Below are 16,031 nucleotides of genomic sequence, written 5' to 3'. Positions count from 1 at the left end.
CATGGCGGGGCGGGCACAGAACATTCACGAGCGACTCGAGGACGCGCCGCTGGGCGTCGGCCTGACCACCATCACCGCCACCTCCCTCGCCGTGACCGTACTCGCCTTCGTGGGGCTCCCGCTCGGCGCGGCCGTCGTGGTCGTCATCGTCGCGGCCGTCCTTCTCGTCACCGGGCTCGTCGTGCATTTCAGTACGCGGGCTGCCCAGCGCGAGCGAAACGACCGCCACCGCGCGTGGCTGTCGACGCTGCCGCCGAACGAGCTTCCCGACTTCCGCGCCGAGGTCGCCGATCGCGAGGACTCCGTCGCCGCATCGCGGCAGGACTGGCTCCGTCCCCTCGGTGCCGCCCTCACCATCATGGTGAGCGCCGTCGTCGTACCTTACGAGCTGATCGGATCGCACAGCCCGGACCCGCTCGTCGAGCCGATCAACACCGTGTGGATCGCGTTGACGCTCGTCCTCGGCCTGCTTTGTCTCGCGACGTCGATCATCGCCGCGGCGCGCAACGACGAGCGTGACGACCCCCCTCGTGAGCCCGCTCCCCTTCCGGTGGGCGGGCGCGACACCACGACCATGAGGGCGGCCGCGCCGGCCTCAGAGCCCACTCGGAAGGCTGCCTGAGGGCGTGAACCCGGCGATCAAGCCGTCGACGGCGACCGCCGGTCCCCAGAGGAACCCCTGGCCGGCGTCGCATCCCATCTCGCGCAGAAGCTCCAGCTGACCGGTCGTCTCGACCCCCTCCGCAACCGTCTCCAGCCCGATCGCGTGGGCGAGCTCGACGACCGACCGGACGATCGCCAAGTCACTGGCGTTGGAGGCGATCCCGCCGACGAAGGTCTGGTCGATCTTCAGGGTCGTCGTCGGGAACGGCCGCAGATAGGCGAGCGACGAGTAGCCGGTTCCGAAGTCGTCGATCGCGATACGTACGCCAAGCGCAGTCAGCTCGCGTAGGCGTGCAGCCGTACGCTCGACGTCGTTCATCAGCACCGTCTCGGTGAGCTCGATCATCAGCCGGTCCATGCCGAAATCGGGGGCCCCCTCCGCGACCGCCTCCACCAGAACCGCCCCGAACTCGGGGTCCGCGATGTCCTGCACGGACAGATTCACCGCAACGTGGCCGTTGGGCGGCAACGTGCCGGATGCGAACAGCCGGGCGCCGTCGCGGGACGCCCGATGGATCACCCAGGTGTCGAGCGGCGTGATCAGGCCGGTGTCCTCGGCGACCGAGACGAACTCCTCGGGCTCGACGTAGCCGCGCCGATCGTGCCGCCATCGGGTCAGCGCCTCCACCGACCTGATCCGGCCCGTTCCGAGGTCGATGACCGGCTGGTAGTGCAGCTCGAGGCTGTCGGACTCGATCGCGTCGCTGAGATCGTTGCCCAACGAGAGGACCCACCGTGCTCGCTGGTCCATCGTCTGGTCGAACACCCGCCAGGTGCCGCTGCCCTGATCCTTCGCGGCGTACATCGCCATGTCGGAACGACGCAGCAGCTCGTCCGCGTGCGGGGTGGTGTCGACCGAGATGCCGATGCTCGCGCTGACGAAGAATCGGTGCCCGGCGATCTCGAACGGCACGGTGAGCGCGTCGAGGAGCCGGGTTGCGAGCGCGGTCGCGCCTTCCTCGTCCCGCCCGGGACACAGCAGCGCGAACTCGTCGCCGCCGAAGCGCGCGACCGTCTCACCGACTCCGACCCCGGATCGAAGCCGCGCCGCCGCCTCGATCAGCAGCCCGTCGCCCACGTGGTGCCCGGCGGCGTCGTTGACGATCTTGAACCGGTCGATGTCGACGAACAGCACCGCCACCGGCGTTGGAGCGACGCGAGTGCGGGCCAGCTCCGCGATCATGTCCTCGAGGTAGACGCGGTTCGGAAGGCCGGTCAGCGCATCGTGCCTGGCTTGGTACGTGAGGGTGCGCTCCATCCGACGGCGCTCGCCGATGTCACGCCCGATGTAGGACAGCCCGATGGTGGTGCCGGCGTGGTCGATCACCGGCGAGACCGTCAGGGACACCTCGACCCGGGTGCCGTCGTCACGACGGTGGATGGTCTCGTGCCCGCTGATCGTGGTGCCACGCGAGCCCGCCCGCATGATCTCGGTGAGGTCGTCGAGCTGGTCCGGCGCCGCGATCAACTCCATGGGCGAGCCGACGGCCCGGTCCCGCGTATACCCGTAGAGGCGCTCGGCCGCGTGGTTCCAGCTGGTGATCATGCCGTCGACCGTGCTGGTGATGACGACGTCGCCGGACGACTCGACCAGATGCCGGTACTGTTCCACCCCCGCACGAATCGCGAGCCGCTGACGCTCGAGCTCGCGTACGAGGTCCTCGCGTGGCCCGATCAGCAGCTCGTGCAACGGGATCGACGCCTTGCGGTACGCCGCGAGGTGCCGCCGGAAGAGCACGAGGAACACGACGAGCGGTATGCCGAACGACAGTCCGAGCACCAGCTTGACGCGTACCCCGCTCTGCACGAACTCCCCGATGTCGGCCAGTGACTGCAGCGCGATGAACGGCAGCATCACCCCGTCGAAGCACAACAGCGCCACGAAGATCGCGACGTACGTCGACGCGAGCAGCACCGGATTGCTCATTCGTCGTTTGAGCAGCTCCAGGATGATCGTGAGGATCACCAGCTCGGCGACGATCAGCAGGCCGCCGAGAAGCGTCACCATGAGCGACTCGTCGAACAGCGCGGGGTCCGTGTCGAAGGGGTTCACGACCTGGTCGTCGCGCAGCGAGTAGGTGGCCAGCGCGAACATGACGAACTTGAACGCCTCGACTCCGATGACCACCTTGATCACGTTGCGAACCACGCGGGCGTCGTGCTCGAGGATCACCAGGAGCACGCTCGAGAAGAGCAGCGCGGCGTACAGGATGCTGCCGGCCGGGATCCCTCCCGCGACGGGCAGCACGTACACCGAGCCGATCAGCCCACCCGCGAGCAGGATCAGACCGATGTAGAGGTAGAACGCGATCACGCGGAACGGCCGGCGCAGGACTCCGAACAGCATCGGGATCGCGGCGTACACCGCGACATGGGCCGCGAGCAGCAGCGACGGGCTCACGGGTCACCGGCCGAGCGCCGGCAGGCCCCGAGATGCGATGACATTTTGAGCCTCCCTGCTGGAGTGCTCCCATCATCTGTCATCCCGGCGCGATCCGCCGACGAACCGCCGAGGGCGTGGCTAGGGGTGCGGCAGGCGCTGGTCGACCGGCGGTAGACGCAGCGGGACCCCAGGCAGGGTCTGGTACCAGTACGCCACCGACGAGACGTCATCACTGCGCTTGTTCGCGTGGCCGTGCTCGACGGTCACCCGGATGGAGCGCTCGAACGTGACGGGGTCCTCGATGTGGAAGCGGTACATGGAGATCTCGCCGCTCCAGTTCGCGCCGCCGGGAAGGGTGATCCCGTGGTAGGGCGCCGCGTACGCCTGGTCGGGACACCACGCGGTGTTGTAGTAGTCCTCGGTGCCGGTGCCATGCAGCGACGGCGGGAACGGCTCGCCGTCGATGAAGATCATGTCGTCGCCCTCGCCGTACCAGTTCCACTCGCTCGACTCGCGGAGGTTGCGAATGTTCAGCACCGATCCGACGAAGTGTCCCTTGCCCGCGGCCTCGAGGATCACGTAGTTGCCGTCGCCCGAGAGATTCTCGCCCTCGACGAGGTGTTCGCGGAGCGTCGCGTCACCCTGCGGCCGGCCGTCGGTCGGGTTCTCCCGATGGAACGACGCGTGGAAGTAGCCCAGGTCGTCGCGCGAATCGTCGTACGTCTCGTAGTCGATGTAGTAGTAGAAGAAGACCGGAAGCCGCTCCATCTCCGAGACGAGCTCGATCCGCGCGCCCGACGCGAACGGCATGTGGAACCAGCAGTTGAAGCCACGGCCGTCCTGTGGGCTCATCTGCAGCGGGGCCGAGTTGAAGTTGACCGTGCGTCCGTGGCCGACGCCGAAGAAGTCACCGAGCGGGACCAGAACGCTCGGGTGCGACTGGTCGTCCCAGGTGATGCGCAGGACGAGCCGCCGAAGGTAGTCGGCCTCGACGTCGTCGGGCCCGTCGAGCAGCGGACGGGCCACCGTGCACCAGATGTGGTTGATCGAGCCGGCGCCGTCGATGTCGGCGAGGAGCGCGGTCGCACCGGGTTCGACCGTGATCCGGTCGTCGTTTCCGCCGCTGCGGTCCCAGCTCGACGCGCGGCGTCGCCGCGAGCTGCGCAGTCGGGGCAGGTCGCGCAGGCTGCTGCCGTACGATCCGTAGTCCATCCAATGGCTCCTTGTCCTACTTGATGCCTGAGGTCTTCATCGCGTCGACGAGCCGGCGCTGGCCGAGCAGGAAAACCACAGTCGTGGGGATCGCCGCGACGACCGCTGCCGCGAGGATGTAGTTCCAGCTGGAGGAGTACTGACCCTGCAGCCCGGCGATGCCGACCTGGGTGACGCGCAGATCGGGGTTCTGGGTGATGCTGAGCGGCCACAGGAACGCGTTCCAGTTGGCGAGGAAGAAGAGCACTGCCAGCGACGCGAGCGCCGGCCGGCTCAGCGGCAGCACCACGTTCCAGTAGCGCCGCAGATACCCGCAGCCGTCGAGGTCCGCCGCCTCCTCCAGCTCTCGGGGGATGTTCAGGTAGAACTGCCGCAGCAGGAAGATGCCGTACGCGTGGAAGATCATCGGCACGATCAGCCCCGCGTAGCTGTCCAGCATGTCGAGCTCCTTGACCACCAGGAACAACGGCACCAGGATCACCGGCAGCGACACCAGCAGGGTCGAGATGATCAGCGAGAACACCACTCCCCTGCCCGGGAACCGCAACCGCGCCAACGCGTACGCGGCCATCGAGTGGGTCAGCAGCGCGACCGCCGTGACGACAACGGAGACGATCGCGGAGTTCAGCAGGTACCGCGGCAGCTCCATGTCGGTGAACACGTATCTGAAGTTGTCGAGCGTGAGGTCCGACGGGAACCCCGTCGAGAAGATCTCGTTCTCGGGTTTGAACGCGCTGAACAGTGTCCAGAGCAGCGGCGCGACCACGATGACCGCGGTCAGGTACGCCAGGATCGCGACGTACGGGACTCGGCTAGGTCGTGTCTGCTTATGCCGCGTCGATAAGGGAGCGGGTCTCCGCGCCCGAGCTGGCAAGGCGCGGGAGCGACGCCGTAGTTGGCTTCTCCTGCGAGCGACCGTAACGCCGCCAGGCGGGATGCGGAGACACGCGAGCCGGCGGGGTATAAGCAGACGCGGCCTAGTCCTCATCGAACCGGCCTCCTCGGGTGAGCGCGAACATCAGGGCCGTTCCGACCATCAGGATGCCGACCGCGAGCGTTGTCACCGCAGACGCGTACCCGATGTTGTTCAAGGTGAACGCCTGCTCGTAGATGTAGTAGACGATCGTCGACGTCGAGTTCGCCGGCCCGCCCTTCGTCAGTACGTAAACGAGGTCGAATGCCTGCACGCCCGTGACAGCGGCAACCGTGGACGTCACGAGGACGAAGAAGCTCGTCGGCCGCAACAGCGGCCACGTGACGTGTCGGAAGCGCTGCCAGACCCCGGCGCCGTCGACGGTCGCGGCGTCCTCGAGATCGGCCGGAATATCCTTCAGGCCCGCGAGGAAGACCATCATCTGGTAGCCCATCATGAACCAGACGCTGATCGCGATGAAGGTCGCGAGTGCCAGCGACGGCTCGCCCAGCAGCGAGACGTCGCCGAGGCCGACGGTACCGAGGACGTTCCCGACGATGCCGCGCTTGTCGACGAGCAGGAACTGCCACATCAGTCCGGCGACGACGAGGCTGATCACGTTGGGCAGGAAGAACGCCGCGCGTACGGCGCCGACGCCACGGAACTGCCGGCGGACCAACAGCGCGATTCCGAGGCTCGAGACGAACGCCAGCGGCACGAACGCGACGACGTACATGCCCGTGACTCGCAGGCTCTGCAGCAGCTTGTCGTCGTCGGCCATCAGGGCGTAGTTGTCGAACCCGACGTACGTGTAGTTGCCGAAGCCGTCGACCTCGAACAGGGCGACCCCGAAGGCCAGACACATCGGGAGCACCACGAACACGAGGAGTCCGAGCAGGTCCGGCGCGAGGAAGAGGTACGCGGCGACCACCTCGCGACGACGGTAGCGCGACCGTCTCCGGGGAGCGCCCGGCGAGCGTCGCCCCCTGCCAGGTCGGGTCTGCCTAGAGGATCGGAGCACCGTCGTACGTCTCCAGGAAGGTGTCGATGGCATCGGCCGCCTTCGCCGCTTCCTCGACCGGGTCGGCGCCGTCGAGCTGGCAGGCCTGGATCGCGTCGGACACCGGCTGGTACACCTCCGGCGGGTAACGCGGCTCGGACTCACCGGTCGGGGCGATGTCCTCGACGAACGTCTTCAGCTGCTCGGTCTCGAACGCGCCGCGTTGCAACGCGACCTGCTCGACCGACTTGCGCGCGGGCAGGTTCGTCTTCACGACGGTGTTCCACTGGCGGCACCGCTCGACGCCCGCCTTGTCGGTAGACCCGAGCGCCCACGTCACGAACTTCGCCGCCGTCGACGGGTCCTTGCCCTTGGCATTCGCTACGAATGCCCAACCGCCCATGTCGGTGCTCGCCTCACCGCCGTCCGGCGTCGGCAGGGCCGCGACGCCGTACGGGAGCTTCGGGTAGTCGAGCTCGAGGCTCGACACCGCCCAGATCCCGGTCTGCTGCATCCCGACGAACCCGCTGCCGAGGTTCGCCGAGCCGTCCGAACCCCCGTCTCCTTGTGGCTTGCGCGGCGCGACGCCGCTGTCGACCGCCCGTTGCCAGAGCTCGAGCGCGGCGGCGGTCGCGTCCGAGTCGAAGGCGCTGCTGGCGCCGTCGACGACGGCGCCGCCGCCCATCCACTGGAACGGATACCAGTTGAAGTTCTGGTAGTAGCCCGGCACCGTCTCGAACAGCATGCCGAATCGGTCGTTGCCGGTGAGCTTGTCGGCTACGTCGAGCAGCTGGTCCCACGTACGCGGGACGTCGCCCTCCGACAGCCTCGCCTTCTCGTACGCCGCCTCGCTGTAGAAGAGGCCGAGCGGCTCGATCTCCATGGGGAGGCCGTACACCGCTCCGTCGACGCTGCGGCCGTCCAGCAGCCCAGGCTTGAAGTCGTCGCGGGCATCGCCCAGGTGCGATGTCAGGTCCTCGAGCGCACCGCCGTTGTAGTACCGCAGGAAGTCGCCCGGACTGATCATGAAGATGTCCGGGCCCTCACCCCTTGGAAGGCCGTCTGCAGCGGCGTACCGGAGAAGTACTCCGCGGGAGGCAGGTAGTGCAGCTTGATCTTGACGTCGTTGTTGGCGTTCCACTCGTCGACGAGTGCGACGAACCACTTGCTCTGCGGATTGCCGTCGTCGGCCGGGCCGTAGAAGTTCCAGAACGTCAGGTCGCCTCCTTCGGCATCGTCGCCGCTGCATCCGCCGAGCAGCGTCGCCGCGGAACCCGCGAACGTGGTGGCGGCGAGGCCGCCCGCGCTGCCGCGCAGGAGGGTACGGCGGGTGACGTGGCGGGCGACCATGGCGTGACTCCGATTCTGAGTAATCGATTTCACGCCAAACTAGGACCGGAGTCCCAGTACGTCAAGGGGCCCGCTCGAGGATCCGCATGGCTTCGACAGGGAATCGATTACGGGCAACAGCCGGCTCCGCCCATCGCGAGCGGAGCCGGCCACTGGCGAACCGCCGCAGTCAGCCCATCGCCGCGGCGACGTCGGCGCGCATCGCGTCCAGGTCGATGAACGACGGGTCGATCTTGCCGCTGGTGCTCGTCTCGCGATGCCCGCGCACATGCTCCGCATCGGTCCCGAGCTGGGCGATGACCGCCGCGGTCGCCGCGATCGAGGCGTCGTACTGCGCCTGTGTCATCTCCTGGACGGGACCGCCCTCGCCCGAGCCGTCACCGGCGTAGTCGATCTCCCACCCGACCATCATCGTGTTGCCGTCACCGGGCGGAATCGGCCCGCTGCCGCCACACTCCCCCGCGTGGTTCGCGCGGTTCGCCGAGATCACGTTGAACACGCCGTTGTAGTCGACGTGCGCATGGCACAGCGGGCCCGGCAGGTCAGACCGCCCGTCGATGCAGATGCCGAGGGCGGGCGCCGGATTCTCGGGGCTGGACAGGGCCGCCGTGTGGTGCCAGAGCACGCCGAACGGCTCGAAGTCGGACCCCGCGCTGCGATTGAGCCAGTCGCCTTGTTCGACGACCGCGAGCCCGGCTCCACGAAGCACGTCAGCCAGCCATGAGATCTGCATAGGTCATCCGCCCTTCCTGAATCAGTCCGGACAGGCACTCGGGTGCCCGGTTGCTCGTGGTACGCCGTGCCGCCGACGCACGCGGGTGGGCCATCGCCGGGCCTCCGGTGAGTGCGGACGCGACTGGTGCGGTGGCACCGAGCGCGATGCCCATCAGTACTCCGCGGCGGCTCATCCGTCCGCCGCGGCTCTCGGTCGGTCGATCCATGGGAACCTCCCAGGTCGGTTGACAACTGTCGGCCCCACCCTTCCCACCCGAGCGCGGCGGAAACGCTCGGCCGACCCAGCATGACCTCGCTACCGCGAGCCCGTATGGTCCGCGGCAGCGAGGTCACCGGATTCGAGAGTCCTAGGGGCGCTGGGTCTCCCACCGGATCGTGTCGCGACCGATCTCGCGGTCCGACCGACCGTCGCGCTTCGCCTGCGCCGGCGGGTTGTCGTACGTCTGATGCAGGCCCGGCTCGCGATCGGCGATCACGAACGACGCACGCGTGAACGCCGCGGCCGTGTCGGTCGTGACGTCGGGGAGGCACCGGAAGTCGGCCTGCATCTCGGTCGGCGTGATCTGCGTACGCACGTACCCGCGGAGGTTGTTCTGGAACCTCAGATGCGGGTTCCACTTCAGCCACGGATGCGAGCCCGATGCGGAGTCCGCACCGCTGCCGCCCGACGTGATCGACGAACACACCAACTCGGCCCCCACCGTCCTCGTCGTCGGATCGTCGTAGTCCAGCTTGAGGTCACTCGCCCAGTGGGCGTGCACATCTCCCGTCAGCACCACCGGATTGCGTACGTCCGCGTCGACCCAGCCCTGGGTGATGCGGTCGCGCGATGCGACGTACCCGTCCCATGCGTCCATCGAGACCGTCTTCAGCGGCCCTTCGTCGCTGTCCCGTTGGGCGAAGAAGACCTGCTGCCCGAGCAGATCCCAGCGGGACTGCGACCGGCGGAAGCCGTTCAACAGCCACGCTTCCTGCGCTGCTCCCGTGAGCGAGCGCGACGGGTCGACGGCCGCAGGGCAGTCAGTGTCATACCCGTCACCGCACCCTTGGTCGTCGCGATACTGACGGGTGTCGAGCATGTGGAACGTCGCGAGCTCTCCCCATGCGACTCGGCGATACAGCTGCATGTCGATGCCCCGCGGCACCGACGTACGCCGCAGCGGCATGTTCTCGTAGTAAGCCTGGAAGGCCGCTGCCCGGCGCGCGAGGAACCCGTCCTCGGGCTTCTCCGGCGTCTCGTCGGCCCAGTTGTTGTCGAGCTCATGGTCGTCGAACACGACGAGCCACGGCGCGACCGCGTGCGCCGCCTGCAGGTCGGGATCGGTCTTGTACTGCGCGTGGCGCTGCCGGTACGTCTCCAGCGTCGTCGTCTCCGGTCCCTCGTGGTCGCGGACGTTGCCGCCGGGTGCCTCATAGTCACCGGCGGTGTACTCGTACTGGTAGTCGCCGAGGTGCAGGACCAGGTCCGGGTTGTCCTCCGCCATCCGTCGGTACGCCGTGAAGTAGCCGTGCTCGAACTGCGAGCAGGAGACGAACGACATCGCGAGCGACGACGGCATCGTGCCCCGCCGCGGAGCCGTACGCGCCCGGCCGGATCGCGAGTCGAACCGACCGCAGCGGAACCGGTACCAGTAGTCCCGATCGGCGGGCAGGCCGTGCAGCTCGACATGGATGGTGTGAGCGGACTCCGGGCGCGCCTGCTGCGAGCCACGGCGTACGACGCGACGGAAGGACGGGTCGCGTGCGACCTCCCATTCGACGCGGAACGGAACGCTCGGCATGCCACCGAGCCCGTCCCCGGCGAGCGGTTCGAGCGCGAGCCGGGTCCAGATGACGAACCCGTCGGGCCAGGGGTCGCCGCAGGCGACTCCCAGCGTGAACGGGTCGGAGCGAAGTCGGGCGGCGTGCTTGCGCGCATCGGCTGGGGAGGCGGACGCGAGTGGCACGCCGAGTGCGACGCCGGTAGCGGCACCGGCCTTGATCAGGGTACGGCGTGAAGTCTCCATGACTCCTGGATCCCGCGCGCCGGTTGCGGCACGGTGTGTTCGCCGTGGCGCGACGATGGCCGAGCCGCGAACAGTCGCAGAACTGCACCCGGCCGAGCCGGCGCCGACGACGAGAACCCGTTCGAATTGCGGAACTTCGCGCGCTCGGGAAGAGTGGCCGAACGGTGGGATAACGACGCAACTACCTTGTTATCCGCCGACACGAGAGTCGATGATGGCTCGAGGACGGCTCGGCGTCGGTGGTAGGCATGATCGTGGGGAGCGGAGATGGCCGAGACGGAAACTGAAGGCGAGGCGTCGACGGCGCAGAAGCTGACCCTTCCGACGCTCACGGCGATGGTCGTCGGATCGATGGTCGGCGCGGGAGTCTTCTCCCTACCGGCACGCTTCGGCGTCGCAACCGGAATCCTCGGATCCCTGATCGCGTGGGTCGTTGCCGGTGCCGGGATGTTGATGCTGGCATTCGTTTTCCAGAACCTCGCGATTCGCAAACCGGAGCTGGACTCCGGCGTATTCATCTATGCCAAAGCCGGGTTCGGCGACTACGCGGGGTTCAACTCCGCGATCGGATTCTGGGCGAGCGCCGTCGCCGGTAACACCTTCTATTGGGTCTTCATCTCCGCGACATTGGGGACCTTCTTCGACGGTTTCGGCGACGGAGACACGGTGCTCGCGGCGGCCCTCTCGACGGCCGGCGTGTGGCTCTTTCACTACCTCATCTCCCGCGGCGTACGCGACGCGGCGGTCATCAACCGGATCGTGACGGTCTTCAAGATCCTGCCGATCCTGGTCTTCATCGTCGTGCTCTTCTTCGCCCTCGATACCGGTGTCTTCGCCGACAACTGGACGGCGTACGGGTACGGAGATCTCGGCAACCTCAACGAGCAGGTCCGCAACACGATGATCATCACCACGTTCGTGTTCCTCGGGATCGAGGGTGCGAGTGTCTATTCGCGATACGCGAAGCGGCGCTCGGACGTCGGCCGGGCAACCGTCCTCGGGTTCCTCAGCGTGCTCGCACTCTTCGCGCTGGTCACGTTGTCGAGCTACTCGGTGAAGCCGCAGCCGGAGATCGCCGACACCCGTCAGCCGTCGATGGTCGGGCTGTTCGAGTCGGTGGTGGGCGACTGGGGCGAGGTGTTCATCAGCGTCGCGGTGATCGTCTCCGTGCTCGGCGCGTACCTCGCGTGGACGCTGATGGCGGCCGAGGTGATGTACATCCCGGCACGAAACGAGGACTTCCCGAAGTTCCTCGGCCAAGAGGACGGCAACGGTACGCCGATCACCGCGCTCGTCATCACCTCGCTCGGCGTCCAGGCGCTGGTCGCCCTCACGCTCGTCGTCGACGACGCGCTGAACTTCATGCTGGACCTCTGCACCAGCCTGGCGCTGGTTCCGTACTTCCTCGCCGCCGCATACGCGCTCAAGCTCGGGCTGACCGGCGAGGCGTACGAGAACGTGACCGCGCGCGTCAGACGCAGGGAGACGATCTTCGCCGGGGCCGCGACGGCGTACACCCTGTTCCTGTTCGACGCGGCCGGGTTGAAGTTCCTGCTGCTCTCCACGGTGATCTACGCCCCGGCGACGCTGCTGTACATCAAGGCACGCAGCGAGACCGGCCGCCGGCTGTTCACACCGACCGAGATCGGTCTACTGGCCGTCATCGTCGCCGGCGGCGTGACCGGCGTGATCGGCCTCTCCACCGGGTACATCGACCTGTGACCCGCCTTGTAGAAAGGAACTGCCCATGACCGATGCCCCCAGCGCAGCGTACGGCGTCCACTCGGAGGTGGGCACGCTCCGCAAAGTGCTCGTCTGCGCGCCCGGTCTCGCACACCGGCGCCTCACCCCGAGCAACAACGACGACCTCCTCTTCGATGACGTCATGTGGGTCGAGAACGCCCAACGCGATCACGCCGACTTCGTCAACAAGCTGACGACGCGAGGGGTCGAGGTAGTCGAGCTGCATGACTTGCTGACCGAGACCATGCGCGACCCAGAAGCGAGAGCGTGGCTGCTCGACCGCAAGATCGTCGCGAACGAGGTCGGGCTCGGCCTGGTCGACGACACTCGTGCGTTCCTCGAGTCGCTGGACCCCCGGCAGCTCGCGGAGTACCTCATCGGTGGCCTCGCCACCAGCGATCTGCCCGACGACTTCAGACCCGCGTACATCGCCCTCGCCCGCGAGTCGGCAGGCGTACGCGAGTATCTGATGCCTCCGCTGCCCAACACGCTCTACACCCGCGACACGACGTGCTGGCTGTACGGCGGGGTGACCCTGAACCCGCTCTACTGGCCCGCGCGACATGACGAAACCCTGCTGATGAAGGCGATCTACCAGTTCCACCCGGACTTCGTCGGCGCAACCGTCTGGTGGGGCGACCCCGACGTCGACTGGGGACAGGCGACCTTCGAGGGCGGAGACATCATGCCCGTCGGCAACGGCGTCGTGCTGATGGGCATGAGCGAGCGTACGTCGCGCCAGGCGATCACCCAGGTCGCGTCGGCACTGTTCGAGCAGGGCGCCGCCGAGCGCGTCGTCGTGGCGGGCATGCCCAAGCTACGCGCCGCAATGCACCTGGACACGGTGTTCACGTTCGCCGATCGCGACATCGTCACGCTGTTCCCGACGATCATGGACGCCGTGCACACGTTCTCGCTGCGACCCGGCGACAACGCCAAGGACATCAACATCACCGACCACGAGACGACACCGTTCGTCGACGTGGTCGCCGAGTCGCTCGGCCTACCCGAGCTACGCGTCGTCGAGACCGGCGGCGACGCGTACCAGTCGGAGCGCCAGCAGTGGGACAGCGGCAACAACGCCGTCGCGCTGTCCCCTGGTGTCGTGTTCACCTACGACCGCAACACGCTCACCAACACGTTGCTGCGCAAGGCCGGCGTCGAGGTGATCACCATCGTCGGCGCCGAGCTCGGGCGAGGCCGCGGCGGTGGCCACTGCATGACCTGCCCGATCATCCGCGACCCGGTCACGTATTGAGTCAGCGCAGCCTGAATCAGCGCAACCAGCTCAGACTGAACCCGACCCACGATCGAGAAGGAGCACCGATGCCCACACCGCCGCAACCGGCGCACTGAGGGGCTGGTTAGGTGACGCCTTCGGGGAGCGACGCCTGAGCACGGTACGTGCCTTCCTGATGAGGGCCGGGGCAGCGCTCGGGCGGCCGGACGGGTGGAATGCGGAGAAGTCCGAACGGTTACGCGCGGTCGTCCTCTCGACGCTCTACCGCTAGCGGTCGGTCAGCGCAACGGGACGAAGCGGTAGTGGCCGTGCTCGGTGACCGTCGGCTCCGACCCGTGTTCGCGCCGCACGCGGAGCATGACGCCGTTCACGACGACCACCATCGTGCCGTCATCGCCGAGCTGGTCGACGAGCGGCGGCGGGATCGTACGCGCCTCCGCCGAGACGAGGATCCGGTCGTACGGTGCCTCGTCCGGCCAGCCCAGCACCCCCTCCTGCGTCCGGTGATACTCCGCCCACGGCATTCCGCGCCGAGCGACGTTCCCGCCACCCCACGCCGCGATGGCCTCGTCGATCTCGACGCCGATCACCTGCCCCGTGGCCCCGACGAGGTACGCCACGATCGCGGTCGTCCAGCCGGAGCCGGCGCCGACGTCGAGGACCCGAGCCCCCTCGCGTACGTCGAGCAGCACGATCTGGTTGAGCACGGTCGTCGGCTGGGAGTTGGTCTGTCCGCCGCCGATCGCGAGGGGGCGGTCCTCACCCGCCCAGGGGCGCTGTGCCTTCGGCAGGAACTCGCGCCGGTCCATCGCCCGCATGGCGTCTGCGACCGCGCGTACGTCCATGCCTCCAGTGCATCACGCTCAGGTCGGGTCTGCCTATCCGGCGGCGAGCGCGCGGGCACAGTTGACCATGCCCACGTGGCTGTACGCCTGCGGGGTGTTGCCGAGCTGCCGGCCGGTCGGCACGTCGTACTCCTCGGCCAGCAGGCCCAGATCGCTGCGCAGCGAGACGAGCCGCTCGAACAGCTCGACAGCGTCGTCGTGCCGGCCGATGAGCCGGAGCGCGTTGACCATCCAGAAGCTGCAGGCGAGGAACGTCCCCTCCGTGCCCGGCAGGCCGTCGACGCCGCCGTCGGCCGTCGGGTCGTACCGCAGGATCAGGCCGTCGTGTGACAGTTCGCGTCCGATGGCGTCGACGGTGCCGACGACCCGCGGATCGTCCGGAGGGAGGAAGCCGGTCTGCGGCAACAGCAGCAGCGCCGCATCGAGCCCCTGCGACCCGTAGAACTGCGTGAACGTGTTGCGTTCGGCGTCGAACCCCTGAGCGCACACTTCCGCGTGGATCTCGTCGCGAGCGGCACGCCATCGATCGGCCGGACCCTCGAGGCCATAGTGCTCGACGGCGTGCACGCCACGGTCGAGACCGACCCAGCTCATCACCTTCGAGTGCACGAAGTCGCGCCGTGGCCCGCGTCCCTCCCAGATGCCGTTGTCCTCCTGCTGCCAGTTGCCCTCGAGGTGCTCCAGCAGCGCGACCTGGAGGTCCCACGCGTGGTCGTCAGGTGCCAGCCCGGCAGCGCGGGCGAGGTCGAGGCTCGCGAGCACCTCGCCCCAGACATCGAGCTGCAGCTGGTCCGATGCTGCGTTGCCGACCCGGACGGGACGGGAGCCTTCGTAGCCGCTGAGCCAGTCGAGCTCGTACTCCAGCAGTCGGCGGGTGCCGTCGATGCCGTACATGATCTGCAGATCGGCCGGATCGCCGGCGACGGCGCGGAGCAACCACTCCCGCCACGCCTTCGCCTCCTCGACGTACCCGCAGCCGATCAGGGCACGCAGCGTGAACGTCGAGTCGCGCAGCCAGCAGTAGCGGTAGTCCCAGTTACGGGGTCCGCCGAGCTGCTCGGGCAGGGAGGTCGTGGCCGCGGCCAGAACGCCACCCGTCGGCGCGTACGTCAACGCCTTCAGGATGATCAGCGACCGGCGTACCGGCTCGGACCAGCGGTCGGGTACGTCGGCCGTCGCGATCCAGTCGTGCCAGAACGTTTCAGTGTCGCGTAATGCCTGCTCGGGTTCGACGTGGTGCGGTGCCGGACGGTGGGACTCCTTGTACGTCAGCACGAACGGGACCCGGTCGCCGGCAGCGACCTCGAACGAGGCGTACGAGCCGAGGTCGTGGCTGCGCACGTCGACGGGCGTCCGCAGCCACACGGCGTCGGGACCCGCGACGGCCTCGAGCTGGCCGGAGTTGCGGCGTACCCACGGAACGATGCTGCCGTAGTCGAACCGGATCTTCAGGGTCGACTCGACTGTGACTCGACCGCTCAGGCCTTCGACGATGCGCACGATGTCGGCGGCCTCGCCGCGGGGTGGCATGAAGTCGATGACCCGGACCGAACCGTCGGGTGTCTCCCATTCGGTCTCGAGGATCAGCGTGTCACCCCGGTAGCGCCGCCTGGTGCAGTCGCCCGCGCCGACGGGCGCGATACGCCACGTACCGGACTCCTCGTCACCGAGCAGGGCGGCGAAGCACGCGCCCGAGTCGAACCGCGGCAGGCAGAGCCAGTCGATCGCGCCGTTGCGGCCGACGAGCGCCGCCGTCTGGAGGTCGCCGAGCAGGCCGTAGTCCTCGATCCGTTGGGTCATCTGCAGCCTCTCGTTCGCGTACATTGGCTTCTGCCTTCGCCGCCTCGACTCTAGTGCCCTGCGTTCGAAATACCTTGACGTCCTTCGCCGCCCAGGCGGCGCCCCGCGGCGTTCTCGTCGTCGGAAATAGGGCCCACTATG

General features: G+C 67.9%; 14 protein-coding genes. 3 read left to right on the top strand and 11 right to left on the bottom strand.

What is annotated here, in order from left to right:
* Position 1 precedes the first annotated feature (1 nt).
* Positions 2-622: a hypothetical protein gene (locus L0C25_RS21270; RefSeq protein ID WP_271633776.1), complete on the top strand. Its 621-nt coding sequence runs from the start codon at positions 2-4 to the stop codon at positions 620-622.
* Here L0C25_RS21270 and L0C25_RS21265 read toward each other — a convergent pair.
* From L0C25_RS21265 to L0C25_RS21225, 9 genes are all read right to left on the bottom strand, one after another.
* Positions 596-3,064 (bottom strand): EAL domain-containing protein, encoded by a 2,469-nt coding sequence (locus tag L0C25_RS21265; RefSeq protein ID WP_271633775.1) that lies wholly within the window; start codon positions 3,062-3,064, stop codon positions 596-598. The two genes, L0C25_RS21270 and L0C25_RS21265, sit on opposite strands and share 27 nt — an antisense overlap.
* Before the next feature lie 120 nt (positions 3,065-3,184).
* Positions 3,185-4,258 (bottom strand): glycoside hydrolase family 172 protein, encoded by a 1,074-nt coding sequence (locus L0C25_RS21260; protein ID WP_271633774.1) that lies wholly within the window; start codon positions 4,256-4,258, stop codon positions 3,185-3,187.
* 16 nt (positions 4,259-4,274) lie between these two features.
* Positions 4,275-5,024 (bottom strand): carbohydrate ABC transporter permease, encoded by a 750-nt coding sequence (locus tag L0C25_RS21255; RefSeq protein WP_271633773.1) that lies wholly within the window; start codon positions 5,022-5,024, stop codon positions 4,275-4,277.
* Positions 5,025-5,235: 211 nt separating this feature from the next.
* Positions 5,236-6,102, bottom strand: coding sequence for a carbohydrate ABC transporter permease (locus L0C25_RS21250; protein ID WP_271633772.1), 867 nt, complete (start codon positions 6,100-6,102; stop codon positions 5,236-5,238).
* A 73-nt stretch (positions 6,103-6,175) separates the two neighbouring features.
* On the bottom strand, positions 6,176-7,198 hold the full coding sequence (locus tag L0C25_RS21245) for an extracellular solute-binding protein (protein WP_271633771.1): 1,023 nt from the start codon (positions 7,196-7,198) through the stop codon (positions 6,176-6,178).
* Complete coding sequence (locus L0C25_RS21240) at positions 7,195-7,521, bottom strand: hypothetical protein (protein ID WP_271633770.1); 327 nt, start codon at positions 7,519-7,521, stop codon at positions 7,195-7,197. Before L0C25_RS21240 ends, L0C25_RS21245 begins: the two co-directional genes overlap by 4 nt.
* A 169-nt stretch (positions 7,522-7,690) precedes the next feature.
* Complete coding sequence (locus tag L0C25_RS21235) at positions 7,691-8,254, bottom strand: peptidoglycan recognition protein family protein (RefSeq protein WP_271633769.1); 564 nt, start codon at positions 8,252-8,254, stop codon at positions 7,691-7,693.
* Entirely contained in the window at positions 8,232-8,462 is a 231-nt protein-coding gene (locus tag L0C25_RS21230; RefSeq protein WP_271633768.1) for a hypothetical protein, read from the bottom strand. The genes L0C25_RS21235 and L0C25_RS21230 overlap by 23 nt, the downstream gene beginning before the upstream one ends.
* A gap of 141 nt (positions 8,463-8,603) precedes the next feature.
* Positions 8,604-10,262, bottom strand: a complete 1,659-nt coding sequence (locus L0C25_RS21225) for an alkaline phosphatase D family protein (protein ID WP_271633767.1) — start codon at positions 10,260-10,262, stop codon at positions 8,604-8,606.
* Between the two features lie 267 nt (positions 10,263-10,529).
* Between L0C25_RS21225 and L0C25_RS21220 the strand changes: the two genes are divergently transcribed.
* A complete protein-coding gene (locus L0C25_RS21220) occupies positions 10,530-11,984 on the top strand; it encodes a basic amino acid/polyamine antiporter (protein ID WP_271633766.1) in 1,455 nt (484 codons plus the stop codon).
* Between the two features lie 25 nt (positions 11,985-12,009).
* Positions 12,010-13,263 (top strand): arginine deiminase, encoded by a 1,254-nt coding sequence (locus tag L0C25_RS21215; protein ID WP_271633765.1) that lies wholly within the window; start codon positions 12,010-12,012, stop codon positions 13,261-13,263.
* A 260-nt stretch (positions 13,264-13,523) separates the two neighbouring features.
* Here the strand turns inward: L0C25_RS21215 and L0C25_RS21210 are convergent, their stop codons facing one another.
* Both L0C25_RS21210 and L0C25_RS21205 read right to left on the bottom strand, forming a co-directional pair.
* On the bottom strand, positions 13,524-14,090 hold the full coding sequence (locus L0C25_RS21210; RefSeq protein WP_271633764.1) for a protein-L-isoaspartate O-methyltransferase family protein: 567 nt from the start codon (positions 14,088-14,090) through the stop codon (positions 13,524-13,526).
* Between the two features lie 33 nt (positions 14,091-14,123).
* The gene (locus tag L0C25_RS21205) at positions 14,124-15,890 is read right to left on the bottom strand and encodes a glycoside hydrolase family 15 protein (RefSeq protein WP_271633763.1); all 1,767 of its coding nucleotides are present in this window, start codon (positions 15,888-15,890) and stop codon (positions 14,124-14,126) included.
* Between the last annotated feature and the right edge of the window lie 141 nt (positions 15,891-16,031).

Origin of the sequence: Solicola gregarius, from assembly GCF_025790165.1 — a bacterium.
Lineage (GTDB): Bacteria > Actinomycetota > Actinomycetes > Propionibacteriales > Nocardioidaceae > Solicola > Solicola gregarius.
This window is presented reverse-complemented; position numbering and strand designations above follow the sequence as displayed.

What these genes read in the sequence shown, in the direction of transcription:
- L0C25_RS21270 (WP_271633776.1), top strand. Translation starts at nt 2, where the DNA reads ATGGCGGGGCGGGCACAGAACATTCACGAGCGACTCGAGGACGCGCCG.
- L0C25_RS21245 (WP_271633771.1), bottom strand. Translation starts at nt 7,198, where the DNA reads ATGATCAGTCCGGGCGACTTCCTGCGGTACTACAACGGCGGTGCGCTC.
- L0C25_RS21230 (WP_271633768.1), bottom strand. Translation starts at nt 8,462, where the DNA reads ATGGATCGACCGACCGAGAGCCGCGGCGGACGGATGAGCCGCCGCGGA.
- L0C25_RS21225 (WP_271633767.1), bottom strand. Translation starts at nt 10,262, where the DNA reads ATGGAGACTTCACGCCGTACCCTGATCAAGGCCGGTGCCGCTACCGGC.
- L0C25_RS21205 (WP_271633763.1), bottom strand. Translation starts at nt 15,890, where the DNA reads ATGACCCAACGGATCGAGGACTACGGCCTGCTCGGCGACCTCCAGACG.
- L0C25_RS21240 (WP_271633770.1), bottom strand. Translation starts at nt 7,521, where the DNA reads ATGGTCGCCCGCCACGTCACCCGCCGTACCCTCCTGCGCGGCAGCGCG.
- L0C25_RS21215 (WP_271633765.1), top strand. Translation starts at nt 12,010, where the DNA reads ATGACCGATGCCCCCAGCGCAGCGTACGGCGTCCACTCGGAGGTGGGC.
- L0C25_RS21235 (WP_271633769.1), bottom strand. Translation starts at nt 8,254, where the DNA reads ATGCAGATCTCATGGCTGGCTGACGTGCTTCGTGGAGCCGGGCTCGCG.
- L0C25_RS21260 (WP_271633774.1), bottom strand. Translation starts at nt 4,258, where the DNA reads ATGGACTACGGATCGTACGGCAGCAGCCTGCGCGACCTGCCCCGACTG.
- L0C25_RS21210 (WP_271633764.1), bottom strand. Translation starts at nt 14,090, where the DNA reads ATGGACGTACGCGCGGTCGCAGACGCCATGCGGGCGATGGACCGGCGC.
- L0C25_RS21220 (WP_271633766.1), top strand. Translation starts at nt 10,530, where the DNA reads ATGGCCGAGACGGAAACTGAAGGCGAGGCGTCGACGGCGCAGAAGCTG.